Consider the following 18,826-nt stretch of genomic DNA (forward strand, 5'->3'; position numbering starts at 1 on the left):
TCAACCACTCATGACGGTTTCATTGTCGATCTAATTCAGGCCGGCGTCAAGCCGGCTGTCTGCTCCTATACCCATTTTTTAATACATCGCGCCGGGCGGAGGACTTCACACGCCCTGGTGCCAGGAAAGACAATGAAAATATCCATAACCACGTTGCGCCAAGTGATTCGACTGTTGGCCGACCCTGACCTTTCGATGCGATCCATTGGTCGCACCTGCCACATTTCACCTAATACCGCAAAAGCGGTTCAAGCCCAATTGGTCGATAAGCAATTGAGTTGGGCCGATCTCCAAGCTTTGGATGACGGTAAACTGTATCAAGCGTTGTTCGGCGGTAAAAAACCGGGCGATTCCCGAAAGCCTGTTCCGGACTGGATTCAGGTGCATTCCGAATTGTACAAACGGGATATGACCTTGCAATTGCTTTGGGAGGAATATCGTCAACGCAATACCGATGGATTGTCTTATGAACAATATGCTCGCCGTTACCGGGCCTGGAAACGCACTTGTAAGATTAGCCTGCGGCAAATCTACTTTCCGGGCGAATATATCTTCGTCGACTTCTGTGGACGTACCATGCCGATTCGCGACGCCAAAACCGGGGAAGTTTGGTTCGCCCAGGTGTTTGTCGGCGCGTTGGGCGCTTCCGGGTATTTGTTTGCCGTTGCCGTCGCATCCCAGAAAATCGCCGACTGGCTCAAGGCTCACGCGCTCATGTTGGCGCACATCGGCGGCGTACCACGTTACATCGTCCCGGACAATCTAAAATCCGCCGTGCTGAAGAACAACAAGCAGGGATTGTTGCTCAACTCCGCGTATCAGGAACTTGCCGAGCATTACGATTTCATCATAATGCCGGCCAGACCGCGTAAGCCTAAGGATAAATCACTGGGCGAAATCGGCGTACAAATCGTGCAGCGTTGGGTGCTGGCCCGGTTACGCGATCAAGTGTTCTTTAGCTTGGACGAATTGAATACCGCCATCAGCTACTGGATGGAAAAACTCAATGAGCGTACCACTCGTACTTATCCGAATAGTCGGTTCCAACGCTTTTTCGAATTGGATGCACCGGTGTTAGAAGGGCTTCGCAGCGATCCCTATCCTTATAGCCAATGGCGCTACCAGGTCAGAGTCGATGAAAGTTACCACGTTGACTATGAGCAACACCAGTATTCAGTGCTGTATACCTACGCCCATCAACACGTCGATATTCGGGCCAACGACGAGTTTGTTCACGTCTACTACCAACGCCAGCTAGTAGCATCGCATATCCGCCAAATTGGCCCAGGCCGAACCACCTTGGACGAGCATATGCCGCCCAACCACCGTTTGTTTCGCGAAGGGACACTGGAAGGATTACAGACCTGGGCGCAATCCATTGGTCCGTCTACCGTGACGTTTCTGCAACGTAGTTTGGAAGACAAGCGCCACTTTGCCAGCCGTCTGAAAGCCGCGCAATTATTAAGGCGAGACGCCCAGAAAGACAACTGGCAGGGGCGCATTGAATCAGCTTGTACCCATGCACTACGGTTGAATTGCCTGGGTTTTGATCGGCTAAGGGGCATTATTCGTACCAATGCCGATAACCGTTTGTCAACGGTGACAACCGTCAAGGTGATCGAACATGAGAACTTGCGTGGCGCTGATTATTTCACCACCACATCGGAGACACCGCTATGATCATCGCCGGAACCATACCCCATAAACTTGCTCAGCTTGGCCTGCACGGCATGGCGGCCGCCTTGGAAAAACAGCAGTCCGAACCGAAATATACCGCCATGCCTTTTGAACAACGCCTAGGTTTGTTGATCGAGCAGGAGCTACAAAGTAAAGACGCCCGCAAAATCGAACGACTATTGAAAAACGCCAAACTCCGTTATTCCCAGGCGGTACTCGAAGACATCGATTACCGTAATCAACGTAGCTTGGACCCTTTGCAAATACAAACCTTGGCGACCGGTGAATGGATGCGGCAAAAACAAAACCTGATTTTGACCGGTACGACCGGCACAGGCAAAAGCTGGATCGCCTGTGCCTTTGGTCAACAAGCCTGCCGGCGAGGGTTAAGTACGCTCTATATGACCGCAACCCGCTTATTTGAGAATTTAACCGTGGGAATGGCCGACGGCAGCTTGCCCAAACTGCGACGTCAATTAATCAGCGCATCGTTGTTAATCATCGACGATGTCGGCATTGGCGGCGTACCCGCTCAATTAGGGCCGATACTTTTAGAAATCCTGGATCAGCAATCGATGGTCGGCTCCTTGATTCTTACCAGTCAATATCCGACTAATAAATGGTACGAATTGTTCGAAGACGCCACTGTTGCCGACGCGATTCTGGATCGGATCGTCCATCGAGCCCATCCGACACGGCTCTCCGGTCAGTGGTTTCCACATCGGGATTGGCTTGCCATCACGTAAGCTTCATGTAATGAGAAAAGCCCGCGTTCGGCAAAGTAGGCATTCTTCCAGCGAAAGGAGGCGCTTTTACTGTTGGCACAGCCTCGCTTCTTGTTCTGTTTCAGCAGGATGGCTCGCAGTCGCCGTCGCACAAACGCATCCAACGTGTTGAACGTGTATTTGTGCGCGTGCTTGAAATAGCCGAACCAGCCTTTCAACACCGGATTAAGCTTCTGTATCGTCCGCTCGATCGATTCGCCGGATGTCCGCCGAGTACGCGACCGAATCGCGTCTCTCAACTTGTTCAGACTTTTCCGTCTGACCGTCCGTCGCTCCGCTTCGAATCGGTATCCGAGAAACTCGAACCCTTGACCCGGTTCCCGACAATCGCCAATATGGGTTTTGTCGGGGTGTAAGGTTAACTGGTTTTGGGTCATCCAGCCTCGCACCAGTACCAACGCGCGCTCGGCTTCCTCCCGACTGTAGCAGAGGATCACGAAATCGTCGGCATAGCGTACCAGCCGAAAACCGTCCCTCGTCAGCCGTTCGTCCAGCGGATGCAGGTAGAGGTTCGCCAGCAGCGGACTCAACACCGCGCCTTGCGGCGTCCCTTTCTCCGGCGTCCAGCACCGTGCTTCGGTCAGGATATCTTGTTCGAGAAATCGCCGAATCAGCACGAGGACTTTGCCGTCACTGATCGATGCTTCGACTCGTTCCATCAACCTTTCATGCGAAATGGTGTCGAAGTAGCCTTGGATGTCGGCATCAACCACCCAGCAGTACCCCGCTTTCAGGCTTTGGTCTACGTCTCTGAGCGCATCCTTACAGCCGCGTCCGGGACGGAATCCATAGCTCTCATCCAGAAATTGCTGTTCGAAAATCGGTTCGATGACGCTTTTCAGCGCCGCTTGCACGATGCGGTCTTTGACCGTCGGAATACCCAGCGGGCGCGTTTTACCGTCGCCTTTGGGAATTTCGATCCGTCTAACCGGCTGTGGCTGGTACTGCCCGGTTTTCAGCGCTTGGTGCAGCTCGTCCAAATACTGCGACGCTTGGGCTTCGAAACGCTCGATACTGACACGATCCACGCCCGCCGAACCTTTGTTACGCTTCACCCTTAGCCATGCGGCCATGAGGACCTCCGGCCGGTACACTTTGTCGTACAAACTGAACCATTTACCACCTTTGACACCGTTAGCCAGTGCCGCCAACATGCGGTCCGTCCAGACACTCGTTTCCACCCACGGCACTCGCGGTTCGCAGGATTCTGTCGCTTGTTTAGCCGTCTCCGACACTTCGTGACTCCTCTCGGTACGTTGTCTGTCTTTCTCGCATCCACTTTCCTACCTCCCTTCCCTCGGCCCGGGTTGTGTTGTCCCGCGCTTTTCCGGCGTTTCCACTGTGTTTAGGTTCCGGAGGACTCGCCTCGGTTCTATTGACCCGGTTTCCCAGGTTGGGCTGACCTTGGACAGCTTCATCGCTTTACAGTACTACGAAGGCTCTGACTCCTGCCGCCGTTCTCTCGCAGCGGCAGGTCTCCCTGCTTATCTCGCGTAAACTTCCGACCATTCCATCCCCAAGCACTTGATGCGCCCCTTGATCGTTTTAGCCGCCATCGCAACGTCAAGGACAATTTTCGGGCTTCGCCTTCCACACGCAGGCTCGCCGCTACATCCCGCCGAATCGAGTTCGTCTCCTACGGACTGGTCGTTCATCGCCAGTTGCTCTCCACCCCACCTCGCGGTGACGCAGTTACTTTTGATTACGGAGTCATGGCTTCCTCCGACACGGACTTTCACCGTGCTGTTTACGCGCCTTCACAGGCGCACATGCGGTTCGTACCTCACCGCATCTACCGAGCTTTGTCTTGATTGCTGGGGATTTACCTCTCTATAAGTAACTTGTCTAACCATTCTATAAACATAAAGTTATGTCGAGAAAGGTGTTTTTCTTTATTTGCTATGTAGTAACAGAGCTGAGAATTGATGGCTTGGGTGTTCAACTCGATTAACACGCCTGCTTTTACATAGCCTTGAGTAAGCGTCCTTGAACAGAATACATAGGCGTTTTCTAGCAAAGATTGTTGAATACCAAATAACTCTTGATCAAAACGCCTAACTTGAATTTGCTTATTTTGTAAGCCGTTGAGTTGCAGCCATGCTTGCAATGGCACGCTTGGTAAGCTGCTATTTTTCCAATCGGTGGTGTAAATAGTCATTTGCTCTGTCTGATTAAATTGTGCGGCAGTGTAAGCTGAGCAAAATAAATTAAATTGTTCGAGTTTGATTACGTCAGTGCTTGATTGTTTGTCAATTTCACCGAGCCGAATGGGTAAGGTGAAGTTGTTTGCTTCAATGCTCTCACCGCTGGTGATATTCACGTTGCTCTCAGGGTATTGAGAATAAAATTCTTGAAGAGCGGGAATGAGTACCAAAGCGGCAAATGACGATGTGGTTGCGACATTAATTTGTTTATCTTTTACAGCAATTTTTTCGATCGCCGTTTCAATCGTTTGAAAACCTTGGCTAGTAGCGGCTGCCAGTTCTTTACCAAGTTCAGTGAGTGCCACCTTTCTTGCTGTACGTATGAATAAGGTAACGCTTAATCGCTGCTCAAGTTTATTAATGTGATGAGAAACAGCTGTGGGTGAAATGGATAATTCAGCGGCTGCTGCTTTAAAACTCCCCAGTCTGGCAGCTGATTCGAACGCCTTGAGCGCGGGCAAAGAAACTTGCATGATTTCTTCTCCTTAAACAGCAAAATAAATAATAGATGAATTTTACTCATCTTTAAGTGTTTTTTACTCGTTTGTGATTAGGCCTATGAAGCAGAAAAATAACAGTCAGATTTAACAAGAAGAGGTATCAAAAATGAATGTTATTTTACATGTGGATTCTAGTGTTAGAGCCATTTCGAATGCAAACCAAGAGCACGGTTCCATTTCTAAAAAGCTGGCAAAAAAGTTTATTTCACGGTTGAAAGAGGGAGTTAACATAGATGAGTATATTTATCGTGATGTCGGCGTAAATCCGCCTCAGTTTATTACTCAAGATTGGATAGGCGCAGTATTTACCCCGGAATCGAAAAGAACTTCTCAGCAACAGCAGATTTTGGCGCAGTCAGATGAGCTTATTGCTGAGGTCGAAAAAGCTAATTTCATCGTTATTTCATCACCAATGTATAACTACGGAATGCCTGCGCAGTTAAAAGCTTGGTTTGATCAAATCATACGCATCAACAAAACCTTTGATTTTGATTTGGCGCGCGGCGATAAGCCTTTGGTTCCTCTATTGTCTGGCAAGACATTACTGATTATTACTTCAAGCGGCGAGTTTGGTTTTGAAAAAGGCGGAATAAACGAAGCATCCAGTCATTTAGTGCCGCATTTACGCACTTTGAGCAAGTACTTAGGCGTGACAGAAATTTACCAGATAGGGTCAGAATATCAGGAGTTTGCAGATCATAGGCATGAAAAATCATTGCAAATGGCTGAGTCTAAAGCCAATGAACTCGCTTCTGTATTGGCCGAAAAGCTGAGGCTAACGGCTGGAAAAGTTACCAAAAGCCTTGCACAACGTTTGGCAGGCTGAGGCCGGTCAAGCATTCGAGCATTGCGTAAAACGATTTAGCCCAAAATATCCCAAAGCTATGGAATGTTTAGCCCGTATTTCTTAAACAAAGAAAGAGACCGCGCATCTCAATCCGTTACTTCTCTTAATAACGCAGCGAAGCGTTGTACGCCCGGTCCGGCAAAATCTGAACGGGTTACGATCAAATACAAAGGTACTTCTCGGATCGAGCCTTCTTGTAGTGGCAAGGGTTTGAGTAGCCCTGACTCTATTTCCTTGCGAATATGGGTTTCCGGCAACCAGGCGAAACCATAACCGTTCGCCACGGCCTCGATTGATGTGGCGATGTGACTGACCGTCCAGCGCTGATTAACTTCAACCGTCACCGCCCGGTGATCGCGCTTGCTGCCGGAATCGCGCACCACGATATGGCGGAAATTCCGCAGGTCGCGGTAAGTCAAGGCATGCGCTTGCTGATGCAATGGATGATCGGCGTGGGCCACGGCTACTAACCTGACCTGAGTCAGCACATCGCCCAGAAAGCCCGGCGGCACCTGCGGTGAAATCGCTAAATCGACTTGTCCGCTCAACAGCGCATCAGCGGTTCCGCCCAATACCGATTCGATCAGTTCAATGCGCGTACCGGGACTTTCCTGACCAAATCGGTCCAAGCAGGCCAGCAACTTGGCCGACGGGAACAGGATTTCAACGGCCAGCGTGATGGTGGCTTCCCAACCAGCAGACAACTGATGCGCCGCTCGTTCCAGTTCATTCGCTTCGTTCACCAGCGCTAACGCCCGTCGATAGAGCATCTGCCCGGTCGGCGTCAAAACTGATTTTCGCCCATGAATCTCGAAGGCTTTGACGTTCAACAGGGTTTCGATTTTTTGCACGGCATAAGTGACCGCCGACTGGCTTTTATTGAGCTTTTCAGCCGCTTGGGCGTAACCGCCCGCGTCGACCACGCCGATCAGAGCGCGCCACTGCTCCAGGGTAATGTAAGAACTCATGGCAACCTATCTAATAAATGAATCATTTTTGCCGAATAATTATACTTTTTAATCGATTAATTAACGGTTTAAATAAAGCCACCGTTACTTATCGAGGAAGTGCCATGACCACCTTACTGCAAATCCAATCCAGCGTATTTTCAGCGGACGGACAATCCAGCCAACTGAGCAATGCATTTGTTTCCGCTTGGCAGCGCAATCAGCCTGATAGCCAAATCAAAATACGCGATCTGGCCTTATCGCCCGTGCCGCATCTGGATGCGGAACGCGTGACCGCTTTTTTAGCGCCAGCAGAAGGCCGAACAGCGGCGCAGCAACAATTAGTCAAGCTATCGGATGATTTAATCAATGAGCTCAAACAGTCGGACATTCTCGTCATCGGTGTGCCCATGTACAACTTCAGCATCCCATCGACGCTTAAAGCTTACTTTGATCATATTTCACGGCCCGGCCTGACGTTTCGTTATACGGAAAATGGCCCGGAAGGTTTATTGAGCGGCAAAAAGGCCTATATCTTTGCAACGCGCGGCGGCCAATACGCCGGAACGGCACTGGATACGCAAACCGCTTATATCCACAATTTTCTCGGTTTGTTAGGGATTTCAGATGTGGAATTCATTTACGCCGAAGGCATGGATATGAACAGCGAAATCAAAGAAAAAGCTTTGGTGGAAGCCAACGTGAAATTGAATGCACTGGCCGCGTGAAAGCCGATCAAGGTCATCTTGAATACTTTTCGAGCAACCGATTTTTTCCATAATCACTGGAGATTTATGATGAAACCGCCCCTCTTTCTACCGATAGCCGCTTTAGTTTCCACCACCGTATTAGCGGCCCCGGAAACCTACATAATCGATGGTAAGCATACTTTGCCGCGATTTTCCTATAGCCATTTTGGCTATTCCACCCAGCTTAGCCGCTTCGATAAATCCACCGGCAAAATCGTGTTGGATCGTCAGGCCAAAATCGGTTCGGTAGACGTGACTGTTGATACCACCTCGGTCAATACCGGCTTTGTCTTGTTCAATGAACATATACAAGGTACCGATTTTCTGGATACTGCTCACTATCCGACGATGACTTTTCAATCCGACAAGCTGACATTCGACGGCGACAATTTGACCAGCGTGGAAGGGACGTTGACTCTTAAAGGCATTAGTAAACCGGTGACGCTGACGGTAACCTCCTTCCAATGTATGCCGCATCCGATGCTGAAAAAGGAGGCCTGCGGCGCTAATGCAACAACGACTGTCAAACGGACCGATTTCAATATGGGTAAATTTGCTCCGAATGTCGGTGATGAAGTAACCGTAACCATTCCGGTCGAAGCCGTCAAAGAATAAGCGGCTAGGTATAGACGCGGTTGATCTAAATGCAAACTCGAATTGGGGAGTAAGCTTCTGCCCCGATTCGATAAGGAGCTGGTATGAAAACACGTACTCTTCAGCAAATCATTCCCTCGATTGCCACTTCGGATGGTGGCGGGGTCAAGCTACGCCGTAGTTTGGGACAAAATCAGACACTGCGCGTCGATCCTTTTCTGATGCTCGACGAATTTTCTTCGAACAATGCCGACGACTATATCGCCGGATTCCCCAGTCATCCGCATCGGGGTTTCGAAACGGTGACCTACATGCTGGACGGCCATATGCTGCATGAAGATCATCTGGGTAATAAAGGCGATTTGAAAAGCGGTGGAGCCCAATGGATGACGGCGGGACGTGGGATTATTCATTCGGAAATGCCGCAACAAGAAAGTGGACGCATGCGCGGCTTTCAGCTTTGGATCAACTTGCCGGCCAAGGAAAAAATGAAACCTGCGCGTTATCAGGATATTCAGCCCGATGAAATGCCGTTGCTTGAATTGCCGAACGGCGCTGAAATCAAAGTCATTGCAGGTACTGTTGACCTTGATGGTACGACCGTCAACGGCCCAATCCAGGGTCTAACCACCCAACCGTTGTTTCTGGATGTCAGGCTGCCGGCGCATGGGCAATTTACTCAAGCAGTTGCTCAAGAGCACAATGCCTTTGTTTATCCCTATGAAGGAAAGATTGAAATCGGTACGGCCGATCAGTCTCGCTCGTTGGAATCGCAGATGGCAGGCGTCTTGTCTGCTGGCGATCGCATCGAAATTCGTAGCATCGACCAGCCCGCCGCTTTTCTAGTGCTTGCAGGTCGGCCCTTGCGGGAGCCTGTCGTGCAATATGGGCCATTCGTCATGAATACACGGGAAGAAGTCGATCAAGCGTTGAGCGATTATCAAAATGGACAACTGGTATGAGTAGTGATTCGAGTGCGAGCCGGATACCGCTCATTCCTCGTCGCGGCTGCTCGCTATCTTAGCTGGGTGATCCGAACCATCGGACAAAACATTCCGGCCGGAACGCCAACGCCTTAACTAGGCTTGCTTATCCCCAGAACCGTCATGCGATACTTTAGCGTTGACGGTTTAATCCCCAGTAATTCAGCGGCACCATCCTGTCCCCACACACGCCAATCGGCGTGTCGCAGTGCAGCGATCAGGTTAGCCTTTTCTCGTTCCCGCATCTCGGCCTCTGTGACAAAATCGGCTTCATCCGACGGTTCCGGGTTTATCGTTATGTCTGATGTTGTGCCGGCTTCATCCGGCATCGCCAAGTCGAAACGCGCCCGATTGCCGGTACTCAGGATCACTGCGCGTTCGATGATGTTTCTGAGTTCCCTGATGTTGCCCGGCCAGCTATGTGTCATGAGTCGCTGCACCTGCTGTTTCGATAAAGACATCGGGTCGCGGCCAAGCTCCGCACAAGTACGTTCCAGGAAGTGCTCGGCCAGAAGCCCTATATCTTCACGGCGATGCCTTAGCGGCGGCACCAGAATCGGAAACACGCCTAAACGATAGTACAGATCTTCTCGAAATCGCCCGGCCTTTACTTCGGTTTCCAAATCTCTATTGGTAGCCGCAACAACCCGTACATCCACCTTGATCGTCCGCTCATCGCCGACTCTTTCGAACTCCTTTTCTTGCAGGGCGCGCAACAACTTGCTTTGCAGGCTCAATGGAATTTCGCCGACCTCGTCAAGGAACACCGTACCGCCGTCGGCCAACTGCAAGCGGCCGGCACGATCTCGATGCGCGCCGGTAAAGGAGCCTTTCACATGACCGAAAAACTCGCTCTCGAACAAGTCCTTAGGAATGGAAGCACAGTTAACCTTAACCAGTGGTTTGCCGGCCCGCTCACTCCTGTCATGGATGGCGCGAGCAACCATCTCTTTACCGACACCTGATTCACCCAGAATCAGCACATTGGCCGGCGTCGCGGCGACGGCTTCGATCTGGGCCATGGTACGTTGCAGTGCCGGGCTATTACCGATGATGTCGCCAAAATCCGACACGGTCTTTATCTCGTCGCGCAGATAGTCGCGTTCTTGCTCCAGTTGTTCCTTCAACTGTTTGATCTCCTGAAACGCGGCCTCGCGCTGCCGCTCGATCTCCTTGCGTTTCGAAATATCCCGAAACACCACCACCGCACCCTCGATTTTGCCATCCCGGCGGATCGGCGTGCTGGTGTACTCGACTGGCACGGCGGAACCATCGATATGCCAGAACACTTCGTCATCCACTCTATGTACTTCGCCATCCTGTAGAGCTGCATAGATCGGACATTCGGTGTGCACATAAGGCGAACCATCCGGATACGAATGGTGATGAATATCATGCACCCTCTTTCCGATGACTTCCTCCGGATTCCAGCCCAGAATTTCCTTGGTTGCCGCATTACCGAATGTCGCTTTGCCGTTGCTATCGAGCCCATAAATCCCTTCGCCTGCGGCTTTGAGTATCAACTCGTGCATGGTACGCAAGCGACGAAGTTCATCAAGCGCCTGGTTCAGGTTGGTATTGCAAGTGGCCGCCAAGCCAAGCCCCGTTAACCCTGACTCCAATTGAACCGGCCAAACCGATAGAAAGCCCTGCGTAAGGCCGTTTTCGCACAGCAGGGACACGGGAACGTCCTGTAGCGGCGAGCCTGAACTTAGTGACTCCTGTAGTTTTTGTTTCAAGGATGGCGTGTCATTAACCAGCAAGAGTTTTGAAATCGATAGCTCAGACCCGGTATCGGTATTCAATAAGCCGAGCCGAGCGCGCCAGCCCCGACTGAGGTGACGGCAAACCAGGTTTTCATCCAGCACAGACAATAGCGCGGGTGCGTGTTGCATCAGCCATTCAATCATGAGGCTCTCCACAGTTTTTTCAGGATTAGGCCACAACTTTTTGAGTTACGCAATTTGTTGAGGTGGCCTGGCTTTTTTATCTCTTTGTTTTTAATAGAAATTCATCATGGCACACACTTTGCCATAGAACATGTGCAAGACAGGAGATTCCGAGATGAGCGCTAAATAGCGCCTCTGTATTGGCATCCATCGGATACCGATCTTCGACCTTATCTTAGACGCGGTATACGAATGACAGCCCTCAACTCGCTAATCACCCTAAATGTTAGCTTTTTATGTTACTCGACCTGTGGCGGAAGCCACAACAGGAGAAAACCATGAAAACCATTATTAAAACACTAGGTGCGGCAGCATCCCTGGCAGCGGCTATCTCAATCGCACTTGCCGACTTACCCAATCCCGGCATGCAAATCGAAAAGGGAAACACCGCGCTGGTTGTGACCGATCCGCAGAACGATTTCCTCAGTCCTAAAGGTGTTACCTGGGGCGTGGTGGGCAAAAATGTCGAAGCCAACCATACCGTAGAGAACATCGAGGCCTTATTCAAGACAGCGAAGACTGAAGGCATCCCAGTGTTCGTTTCGCCGCACTACTATTACCCGCACGACCACGGTTGGAAGTTCGAAGGCGCGCTTGAGGCCCTGATGCACAAAATTGGCATGTTCAATCGCAAGGGCCCGCTGACGATCGAAGGCTTTAGTGGCTCCGGTGCGGATTGGCTGGAGCGTTACAAACCCTACATCAACGACGGCCATACCACGGTGACTAGCCCACACAAGGTTTACGGCCCGGAGACGAACGATCTGGTATTGCAGCTACGTAAGCAAGGTATTGACAAGGTGGTGCTGGCCGGCATGTCCGCCAACTTGTGCACCGAATCGCACATGCGGGAACTGCTCGAGCAGGGGTTCGAGGTGGCCGTCGTGTCTGACGCGACGGCGGCGGCCCAGGTCGAGGAAGGCGATGGTTACGCAGCAGCTCTAGTGAACTTCCGCTACATGGCCAACACGGTGTGGACCACCGAACAAGCCGTCAAAGCCATGCGGGCCAAGTAAGCGAATAAGCATCCAACAATGTTTTAAAAAACCTGTAATAAATCTAATAGAGGACACGCAAATGAACAAAATCGAAATTTACTCAACGGATATATGCCCCTGGTGCAAGCAAGCGAAGGCGCTGTTGAGTTCCAAAGGACTCGACTTCGAGGAAATTAACATCACCTCAAATCAAGATCGTACGCTCGAGATGATCGAACGTTCGGGCCGCCGCACGGTGCCGCAGATATTTATCGACGGCAAACACATCGGCGGATTTGACGACCTTTCCAAGATCGACTTATCCAAGCGCTCAGAAGTCAGTCTATGTAACTGATTGAGAGCAAGACACCAACCCTTAGGCTGAGGCTATTCCAAAGGCTTCAGCCTTTGCGTGAAGTTTAACCAAGAGGTGAAAACCATGAACGAAACAAGACCACCACTACCCCCTTATCGCGCCGAAACGGCAGCGCAGAAGGTTCGCCTGGCCGAAGATGCCTGGAATAGCCGAGATCCGGAAAAAATTGCTTTGGCCTATACGCCCGACAGCAAGTGGCGCAATCGCGCAGAACGCCTTAACGGTCGCAAAGAAATAGTCGGGTTTCTGCGCCGCAAATGGGCAAGAGAACTGGACTATCGACTGATTAAAGAGCTGTGGGCGTTCACAGGCAACCGTATCGCCGTCCGCTTTGCCTACGAGTGGCACGACGACGCGGGCAACTGGTTTCGCTCTTACGGCAACGAGAACTGGGAGTTTGATGATAGTGGTCTAATGCGCCTGCGCATCGCCAGCATCAATGACCTGCCGATCAGTGAATCACATCGCTTGTTTCACTGGCCGCTGGGTCGTCGCCCCGACGGGCACCAAGGCCTTACCGAATTAGGTCTGTGACTAGCCGGTCGGTTCCTCAATTTTTTGAGTATCGAACCGTAACTTTTTATGTTTCGCAAATTTTTAAGGTGTTTGTTTTTATATCCCATTGTTTTTATTAAAAATAAATCTGGCACAGCACTTGTAATAAAGCAAACCTACGACCGAATAGCCGCCGAAAACCGGCGGTTACCTCCGCTGGCCGGGTGGCTAGCGGAAATCACTAACCCCGCCTCAAACAGGCGGTCATTGATAAAGGAGAAAAACCATGTCACGTATTTCTATTCCAACCCTCGACAATGTCCCTGAAGCATCAAAAGCCACACTCGATGCTGTTCACAAACAACTCGGCACAGTCCCAAACCTGTTTCGTCTGATTGCAATCAGTCCGGCAACGCTAACTGCGTACACCAGCTTCCAAAGTGCCCTTTCCAGGAGTCTCGACGTCAAGACGCGTGAACGCATCGCGCTGGCGGTTGCGCAGGTGAACGGCTGCGACTATTGCTTGTCCGCCCATACCTATCTGGGCTTGAATCTGGCCAAAATCAGCTCAGAAGAAATCGCGCTGAACCGCAAAGGCGCGTCGACCGATGCAAAGGCACATGCTGCGGTGAGCTTTGCATCCAAAGTCGCACGCAACCGGGGCCATGTAAGCAACGCTGACATTGCACAAGTGCGGATTGCCGGTTTCACTGACGCCCAAATCGTGGAGATCATCGGTCTGGTTGCTGAAAACAGTTTTACCAACTACCTCAACGAGGTCGCCAAGACCGATATCGATTTTCCAGAGGTCAGGGCTTTCGAAGCAGCTTGATGGTAACTGGCTCGGGACAGATGTCCCGAGCCGTTTCAACGATTTTACAGGAGGCTCATCATGTCCTATGGTTTTCTCGACATTGCAATGACACCCAGTGTCCGGGCTGTGCAAAGGGAATCGGGTGCTGACGCTCTGTGGTCAAACTTTAAAGGGCATCGCGCCTTTGACCGTTTCACAGAGAACGAGGCTGCATTCATAGCGGATCGCGATAGCTTTTTTCTTGCCACGGTATCCGAAACCGGCTGGCCTTACGTCCAACATCGGGGAGGTCCACGCGGCTTCCTCAAACTGGTCGATGACCGCACGCTTGCCTTCGCCGATTACCGCGGCAACCGGCAATACATCAGCGTCGGCAACGCAAAGGCCGAAAATCGCGCTTGTCTGTTGCTCATGGATTATGCGCGCCGCGCCAGGTTGAAGATGTACGTGCATGTCGAAGTCATTGCGCTCGATACCGACCCGGCACTTACACGGCTGGTTACCGTACCGAGCTATAAAGCCAAGATTGAACGCATCTTCCGCATGCGGCTTGAAAATTACGACTGGAATTGTCCACAACACATTACCCCCCGCTTCACTGAGCAAGAGATTGCCGAGGCTATTCGGCCGCTTCGTGAACGCCTGGAGGCACTTGAATCCGTAAATAATGAGCTACGTGCCAAGCTTGCAATCCATAGCGAATACGGATGAGCCCCCTGGATCAGAGGAATGCCCACGCTGTCTAACGGCATACAACATGCTCAGGTGCACAATCCGAGAGATTCCAAGATTATAGCTGGAAAGCAGCGGACAACAGCATAGGATAAGTGTCACTGTGGTTGTCCAGGGGCTCTTCGCATACTCTACATTCGGGATGAAAGCCCAAATCAGAATCCCATCAACACAATGCATTGTAGCCAAGCAGTCGGTCAACGTCGCGTTGATCAATCTGAGGCTGCGTCAACAGATTCAATTGTCAAGATTTGCTTTATCCGTTTCCGACTGTGAAAATGCGGTAAACGAAAACCCGTTAAAAGACTTGATATTTTATCCGTTAGACAGCACGATTGCGGTTTGCTTCGATTCCTGAGACTACCTATGTCGACTCGTCCATCCCAATTAAAGCTTAAAACCCATCCATCACAGTCGGTTCATTCACGTTATATCTCTACGGTTGAATGCAGCTGTTGCCAGCGGTTCATGGTGCCGAGAGTGATCAGTTATTATGGTCACCCTTTGCGTTCTGTATGCCCTTTTTGCGGGGCTACATTTATTAAGTTTCCCAGTGGAATTCAACGACTCATTCAACGCTGTTCAGATGACATGTTGTCATTTGACGTGTTCTTAAGACTGGTATTGATCGCAACATTTTTTGGAGTTGCTTGGTTTGCCACATCAACCGACTCATTACCGGATCCGATTATTTCGATCGCGGCTTTGGGAACCGTTCTGATTGGAACGTTGGCTTTTGCAGAGCTTTGTTATCAATGTGTCGAACAATTAGCGCTAAAGTTAAATCATGAAAGCAACTACTACTGGGCAGCTATAGTATTGGCTGCGGTAATCATTGCCAATGCACGTCACGACCTTATATTTTTCATCTTCATATTTTTTCTGGCCATGTCAATTCGAGGACTCTTTGCTGGATTGGCTCAAGTTTCAAAGAATTGATTATTCGTAGCCAGAAAAGTCGTTTTAATAATTCACTCGACCACGCGCCCGATTAAAACTCCCAATCTGTTCGATTAGATCGGGTCTATTTTGTCCCGCTGCTTGCCGCAGTAATTGGGAAATGTTCTGCCCATCAGCAACGCCTTCCTCCTCGATAAGCTGCTTTCTCGCTTGATCAGTGCTGCCACTATATTCGCCACCAACCGCAATACCTGCAAACGCTTCAAACATTGATGCGCGATAGTACGCCTGTTGAGCGAGAGTTAGTTTGTCAGCCGCTGAGTTAACACGCCGATCGGCCCAACTTCGAGTCGCGTCCATGAATCCTGAATAGGAATGTGATGCGCCATACTGGATAGACTCCCAGATATCAGCGCCGTTGGCGCGCGCCTCTTTAGCTTTAGCGACAAATTCTTGGATGCCAGCACTGCCCGCCGTACCAATGGCCTCGATATTTTTAGCGGTATTGTAAAGACTACCACCCAGAAAGTTATATGATGCTTCGGCCATCGACGGCGTGTCATTCGCCGCCGCTGCAATCGATTGCCTGAAATGCTCGGCCTTGATATTGGCAAGCTCGGTAAAGCCCTCTTGGGAGTGCCCTTCTCGTATTTCAAGATTTCTATCATGCTGGGCTTCGATGCTTGTCTCACCACTGGCAATTTTTCCCGAGGCCGAACTGATTTTGGTTTGAGCACGCTGATCCAGTGATTCGGTTTCTGGCCGCGGGTCTTTGAGATCGGCCTGTTCGACGATAGCTTCAACCCTACTTGTTTCCGGTACTTTGGTTTTCAGCGATTCATTTCGGCTGGCATTCCAGCTTTGATCGGCTTGCGGCGCATTAAAGGCATCACCGAGCAGTTGGTAACCCGAGATTTGTGCCTGGTGTGATTGCTGATCATCCAGTGTTCGGTAACTGGGTGATGAGAAGCCGGTCAATAACGACATGCCGGCGGCGGCATAGGCTTGATCGGCATCGCTGATCCAACCGGTGGCTTTCCATTGTGAGGCCAGTCGCTGCGTATCGCCGCGCAAACCGTATTGATCCAACGCCTGATCCAGGCGCTCCATCAACGTGTTGTCATTAGCGATTTTGTATCCCGTCTCCGCCGCACCGAAACTGGCTTGTGTCCCGAAGCGTTGTTGGGCCGATAGGGTTTGTTGATAGGATTCGCTGGCGGATACCGCATCGGTTGCGCTGTGTTGCAACGAGGATAACGATTGATTTTGCAGTCCCATTGAGGCGACGTTTCGGGTGCCGGTTTGCGCATCCAGTGCCAGGCTTTTCGCCAACCCGGCTTGATAGCCCTGACTATCGTTGACCGTTTGGCTGATGTCCGCGGCAATCGCATCGGACTTGTCCTGACTGACTTTGAAATCGTTCTGCAAGCGGCCGGAAATGGCACCGCTCAATTGGTCGTTACCGAGCTTGGCCCCGGCATTGGCACTGCCGGCCACCAACGCCGAGAATTGATCGGCGGAAATCCCGGTATCGGCATGTTTCTTGGCAAAGGCCTCGCCAAACTGACGGTTATAGGCATCGGTATAACTCGAACTGCTGGCGATTTGATTGCCCAACGAACGGCTGTCAAACGCATCACTGGTGATACTGGCCGACTTCGACGCAGTCGATGACACGCTGTGCATGAAGCTGCTGGTGGCTTGTTCCGAAGCGCTGTAAGCCGACGACACCGCCGCACTCATGTCCTTGCCGGCTGTAAAGGTGGGTAGCACTTTGTCGACACCGGTTTGGGTGACCGCCGACAATGGACTGTATTGATGCTGCGCTTGCGCATTCAAAACCGGCGCCGGGCTGATCACATCGGGCGTGGCAATTCTTTCGTTAATGGTGTCGCCGCCATCCATCCGCCCCAGGAAATGGGTGGCCGTTACCGCACCACGATAGATCAGCATCAAGGTAATGGCCGGTGTTGACGCCGCCAACATGCCGCCAATCGACAACCATTGCTGCAATTCCATATCCAGCTGGTAAATACCCATCATCGACGGCAGATTGTAGGTGGCCGTGGTCAGTGCCGCCATCTTGCCGGCGGCCGACATTTGGATGAACAGATTGATCACCGCCAGTATCGGCATCCACAATTGGATCCACAACAACATCGAGAAGTAGCCGATATTCATTCGGATACCCACATTGCCCAGCATCACCACGAAGGCCATGATCGGTGCGATGGCATAACTCAAACCTTCGATGAAGGCCATCATGGGCCGGACGATCTTGGCAAACAAGGTTTGTTCAGCGGCCCATTGGGTATTGCGTTGCTGGATGGCTTGTTCGACCATGGCTGCCTTGTTCCAATGCAAACCGTCTTCATGCCGGCCGATCACGCCTTTCTCGAACATCGGCAGGATGGCCGACATCAGCATGTAATCGGCGGCATCGACTACACCAGGCCCTGCCAACGCGTCGAAGGCATCCTGTATTTTCGGCACCGTGTCGGCTGCCGCCGGCACACCCAAGGTCGGTTGCAACAAGCCTTCCAACGCCGTCGCGAAATTGCCATTGGCCACCACGCTCAAATCGGCCCAGGCATCCGTACAGGTTTTGGTTTGCGGTTGGCCGCCGACAAAGATTTGGGTCATGTAAATGTCGGAATCAAAGCGGATAGCATTCAACGGATCAGCATCGCGCAAGATGGCATCCACCGATTTCTGGTTCAGATCGACACCGGTCAACGTGCATTCGCGCACATAATTGGCAAACGAGGTTTCCATATCGCTGCCGGCATTCGGCATATTGGCCGCACCCAAGTTAATTCTGGACAACAAATTCTTCCGCACCGCCGTCAAGGTTTGCAAACTATCGGCAAAGCCATTGCCGGTCATCGACGGTGTGGCAAAACCTTGTTCGAACAATCGCGTGGTCCGATAGCCCATGTTCGACATCACGCTACCCACGACCGCCGGACCCAACGGTACATTATCAACGACCACCACGCTACCGGTATAGGCATCCTCGACCGACACCCGCACCGACGGCGCATACAACATCAGCCACAACACATACGCCAGCAATAAATCCTGGTAACGAATGCCCCGACCATCCCAATGCAATAATGCCCGCAGCATGACGATGATGACACCGATCAAGCCACCGACGGCCGCGGCGGTGCGGTAATCGCCGGTCCCGGAGATCATCGCGATCGCATTCAGTACGGCTTGCAAATAGGCGGAATCGCCCACCGAGAAGATTTCAAACATGGGCGACCTGCCTATTAAACAACGAGGGAGAAAACC

At 51.3% G+C, this 18,826-nt stretch carries 17 protein-coding genes; 12 read left to right on the plus strand and 5 right to left on the minus strand.

Annotated features, from left to right (window positions below):
- Window positions 1-132: 132 nt before the first annotated feature.
- Both istA and istB read left to right on the plus strand, forming a co-directional pair.
- Window positions 133-1,680, plus strand: a complete 1,548-nt coding sequence (gene istA / locus ACW73I_RS06550) for an IS21 family transposase (protein WP_458028439.1) — start codon at window positions 133-135, stop codon at window positions 1,678-1,680.
- A complete protein-coding gene (gene istB / locus ACW73I_RS06555) occupies window positions 1,677-2,423 on the plus strand; it encodes an IS21-like element helper ATPase IstB (RefSeq protein WP_458028440.1) in 747 nt (248 codons plus the stop codon). Before istA ends, istB begins: the two co-directional genes overlap by 4 nt.
- On the opposite strand, the gene ltrA is transcribed toward istB, so the two are convergent.
- Both ltrA and ACW73I_RS06565 read right to left on the minus strand, forming a co-directional pair.
- A complete protein-coding gene (gene ltrA / locus ACW73I_RS06560; protein ID WP_458028441.1) occupies window positions 2,384-3,697 on the minus strand; it encodes a group II intron reverse transcriptase/maturase in 1,314 nt (437 codons plus the stop codon). The two genes, istB and ltrA, sit on opposite strands and share 40 nt — an antisense overlap.
- A 587-nt stretch (window positions 3,698-4,284) precedes the next feature.
- Window positions 4,285-5,139 carry a LysR family transcriptional regulator gene (locus ACW73I_RS06565; RefSeq protein ID WP_458028442.1) on the minus strand — a complete coding sequence of 285 codons (855 nt, stop codon included), beginning with the start codon at window positions 5,137-5,139 and terminating at the stop codon, window positions 4,285-4,287.
- A 133-nt stretch (window positions 5,140-5,272) separates the two neighbouring features.
- Here ACW73I_RS06565 and ACW73I_RS06570 point away from each other — a divergent pair, with 133 nt between their 5' ends.
- A complete protein-coding gene (locus ACW73I_RS06570; RefSeq protein WP_458028443.1) occupies window positions 5,273-5,992 on the plus strand; it encodes an FMN-dependent NADH-azoreductase in 720 nt (239 codons plus the stop codon).
- A gap of 107 nt (window positions 5,993-6,099) precedes the next feature.
- On the opposite strand, the gene ACW73I_RS06575 is transcribed toward ACW73I_RS06570, so the two are convergent.
- On the minus strand, window positions 6,100-6,981 hold the full coding sequence (locus tag ACW73I_RS06575; RefSeq protein ID WP_458028444.1) for a LysR family transcriptional regulator: 882 nt from the start codon (window positions 6,979-6,981) through the stop codon (window positions 6,100-6,102).
- A gap of 104 nt (window positions 6,982-7,085) precedes the next feature.
- On the opposite strand from ACW73I_RS06575, the gene ACW73I_RS06580 reads away from it, so the two are divergent.
- From ACW73I_RS06580 to ACW73I_RS06590, 3 genes are all read left to right on the plus strand, one after another.
- On the plus strand, window positions 7,086-7,688 hold the full coding sequence (locus ACW73I_RS06580) for an FMN-dependent NADH-azoreductase (protein ID WP_458028445.1): 603 nt from the start codon (window positions 7,086-7,088) through the stop codon (window positions 7,686-7,688).
- Window positions 7,689-7,754: 66 nt separating this feature from the next.
- Window positions 7,755-8,324 carry a YceI family protein gene (locus tag ACW73I_RS06585; RefSeq protein ID WP_458028446.1) on the plus strand — a complete coding sequence of 190 codons (570 nt, stop codon included), beginning with the start codon at window positions 7,755-7,757 and terminating at the stop codon, window positions 8,322-8,324.
- Window positions 8,325-8,407: 83 nt separating this feature from the next.
- A complete protein-coding gene (locus ACW73I_RS06590) occupies window positions 8,408-9,265 on the plus strand; it encodes a pirin family protein (RefSeq protein WP_458028447.1) in 858 nt (285 codons plus the stop codon).
- Between the two features lie 113 nt (window positions 9,266-9,378).
- On the opposite strand, the gene ACW73I_RS06595 is transcribed toward ACW73I_RS06590, so the two are convergent.
- Window positions 9,379-11,196 (minus strand): sigma-54 interaction domain-containing protein, encoded by a 1,818-nt coding sequence (locus ACW73I_RS06595; protein WP_458028448.1) that lies wholly within the window; start codon window positions 11,194-11,196, stop codon window positions 9,379-9,381.
- Window positions 11,197-11,513: 317 nt separating this feature from the next.
- On the opposite strand from ACW73I_RS06595, the gene ACW73I_RS06600 reads away from it, so the two are divergent.
- The 6 genes from ACW73I_RS06600 (at window position 11,514) to ACW73I_RS06625 (ending at window position 15,568) form a co-directional block, all read left to right on the plus strand.
- The gene (locus ACW73I_RS06600; RefSeq protein WP_458028449.1) at window positions 11,514-12,251 is read left to right on the plus strand and encodes a cysteine hydrolase; all 738 of its coding nucleotides are present in this window, start codon (window positions 11,514-11,516) and stop codon (window positions 12,249-12,251) included.
- A 61-nt stretch (window positions 12,252-12,312) separates the two neighbouring features.
- Entirely contained in the window at window positions 12,313-12,567 is a 255-nt protein-coding gene (grxC, locus tag ACW73I_RS06605) for a glutaredoxin 3 (RefSeq protein ID WP_458028450.1), read from the plus strand.
- An 84-nt stretch (window positions 12,568-12,651) separates the two neighbouring features.
- Window positions 12,652-13,122: a nuclear transport factor 2 family protein gene (locus ACW73I_RS06610; RefSeq protein ID WP_458028451.1), complete on the plus strand. Its 471-nt coding sequence runs from the start codon at window positions 12,652-12,654 to the stop codon at window positions 13,120-13,122.
- Between the two features lie 247 nt (window positions 13,123-13,369).
- The gene (locus tag ACW73I_RS06615) at window positions 13,370-13,915 is read left to right on the plus strand and encodes a carboxymuconolactone decarboxylase family protein (protein WP_404359416.1); all 546 of its coding nucleotides are present in this window, start codon (window positions 13,370-13,372) and stop codon (window positions 13,913-13,915) included.
- Between the two features lie 60 nt (window positions 13,916-13,975).
- Entirely contained in the window at window positions 13,976-14,608 is a 633-nt protein-coding gene (locus ACW73I_RS06620; RefSeq protein WP_458028452.1) for a pyridoxamine 5'-phosphate oxidase family protein, read from the plus strand.
- Between the two features lie 612 nt (window positions 14,609-15,220).
- Window positions 15,221-15,568, plus strand: coding sequence for a hypothetical protein (locus ACW73I_RS06625; RefSeq protein ID WP_458028453.1), 348 nt, complete (start codon window positions 15,221-15,223; stop codon window positions 15,566-15,568).
- 24 nt (window positions 15,569-15,592) lie between these two features.
- On the opposite strand, the gene ACW73I_RS06630 is transcribed toward ACW73I_RS06625, so the two are convergent.
- On the minus strand, window positions 15,593-18,790 hold the full coding sequence (locus ACW73I_RS06630) for a conjugal transfer protein TraG N-terminal domain-containing protein (protein ID WP_458028454.1): 3,198 nt from the start codon (window positions 18,788-18,790) through the stop codon (window positions 15,593-15,595).
- Between the last annotated feature and the right edge of the window lie 36 nt (window positions 18,791-18,826).

The sequence above is a fragment of the Methylomonas sp. MgM2 genome (assembly GCF_054172045.1).

Bases quoted from the DNA above. Each gene is read 5' to 3' on its own strand.
- istA (WP_458028439.1), top strand. From the start codon at position 133: ATGAAAATATCCATAACCACGTTGCGCCAAGTGATTCGACTGTTGGCC.
- istB (WP_458028440.1), top strand. From the start codon at position 1,677: ATGATCATCGCCGGAACCATACCCCATAAACTTGCTCAGCTTGGCCTG.
- ACW73I_RS06565 (WP_458028442.1), bottom strand. From the start codon at position 5,139: ATGCAAGTTTCTTTGCCCGCGCTCAAGGCGTTCGAATCAGCTGCCAGA.
- ACW73I_RS06570 (WP_458028443.1), top strand. From the start codon at position 5,273: ATGAATGTTATTTTACATGTGGATTCTAGTGTTAGAGCCATTTCGAAT.
- ACW73I_RS06575 (WP_458028444.1), bottom strand. From the start codon at position 6,981: ATGAGTTCTTACATTACCCTGGAGCAGTGGCGCGCTCTGATCGGCGTG.
- ACW73I_RS06580 (WP_458028445.1), top strand. From the start codon at position 7,086: ATGACCACCTTACTGCAAATCCAATCCAGCGTATTTTCAGCGGACGGA.
- ACW73I_RS06585 (WP_458028446.1), top strand. From the start codon at position 7,755: ATGATGAAACCGCCCCTCTTTCTACCGATAGCCGCTTTAGTTTCCACC.
- ACW73I_RS06590 (WP_458028447.1), top strand. From the start codon at position 8,408: ATGAAAACACGTACTCTTCAGCAAATCATTCCCTCGATTGCCACTTCG.
- ACW73I_RS06595 (WP_458028448.1), bottom strand. From the start codon at position 11,196: ATGATTGAATGGCTGATGCAACACGCACCCGCGCTATTGTCTGTGCTG.
- ACW73I_RS06600 (WP_458028449.1), top strand. From the start codon at position 11,514: ATGAAAACCATTATTAAAACACTAGGTGCGGCAGCATCCCTGGCAGCG.
- grxC (WP_458028450.1), top strand. From the start codon at position 12,313: ATGAACAAAATCGAAATTTACTCAACGGATATATGCCCCTGGTGCAAG.
- ACW73I_RS06610 (WP_458028451.1), top strand. From the start codon at position 12,652: ATGAACGAAACAAGACCACCACTACCCCCTTATCGCGCCGAAACGGCA.
- ACW73I_RS06615 (WP_404359416.1), top strand. From the start codon at position 13,370: ATGTCACGTATTTCTATTCCAACCCTCGACAATGTCCCTGAAGCATCA.
- ACW73I_RS06620 (WP_458028452.1), top strand. From the start codon at position 13,976: ATGTCCTATGGTTTTCTCGACATTGCAATGACACCCAGTGTCCGGGCT.
- ACW73I_RS06625 (WP_458028453.1), top strand. From the start codon at position 15,221: ATGTTGTCATTTGACGTGTTCTTAAGACTGGTATTGATCGCAACATTT.
- ACW73I_RS06630 (WP_458028454.1), bottom strand. From the start codon at position 18,790: ATGTTTGAAATCTTCTCGGTGGGCGATTCCGCCTATTTGCAAGCCGTA.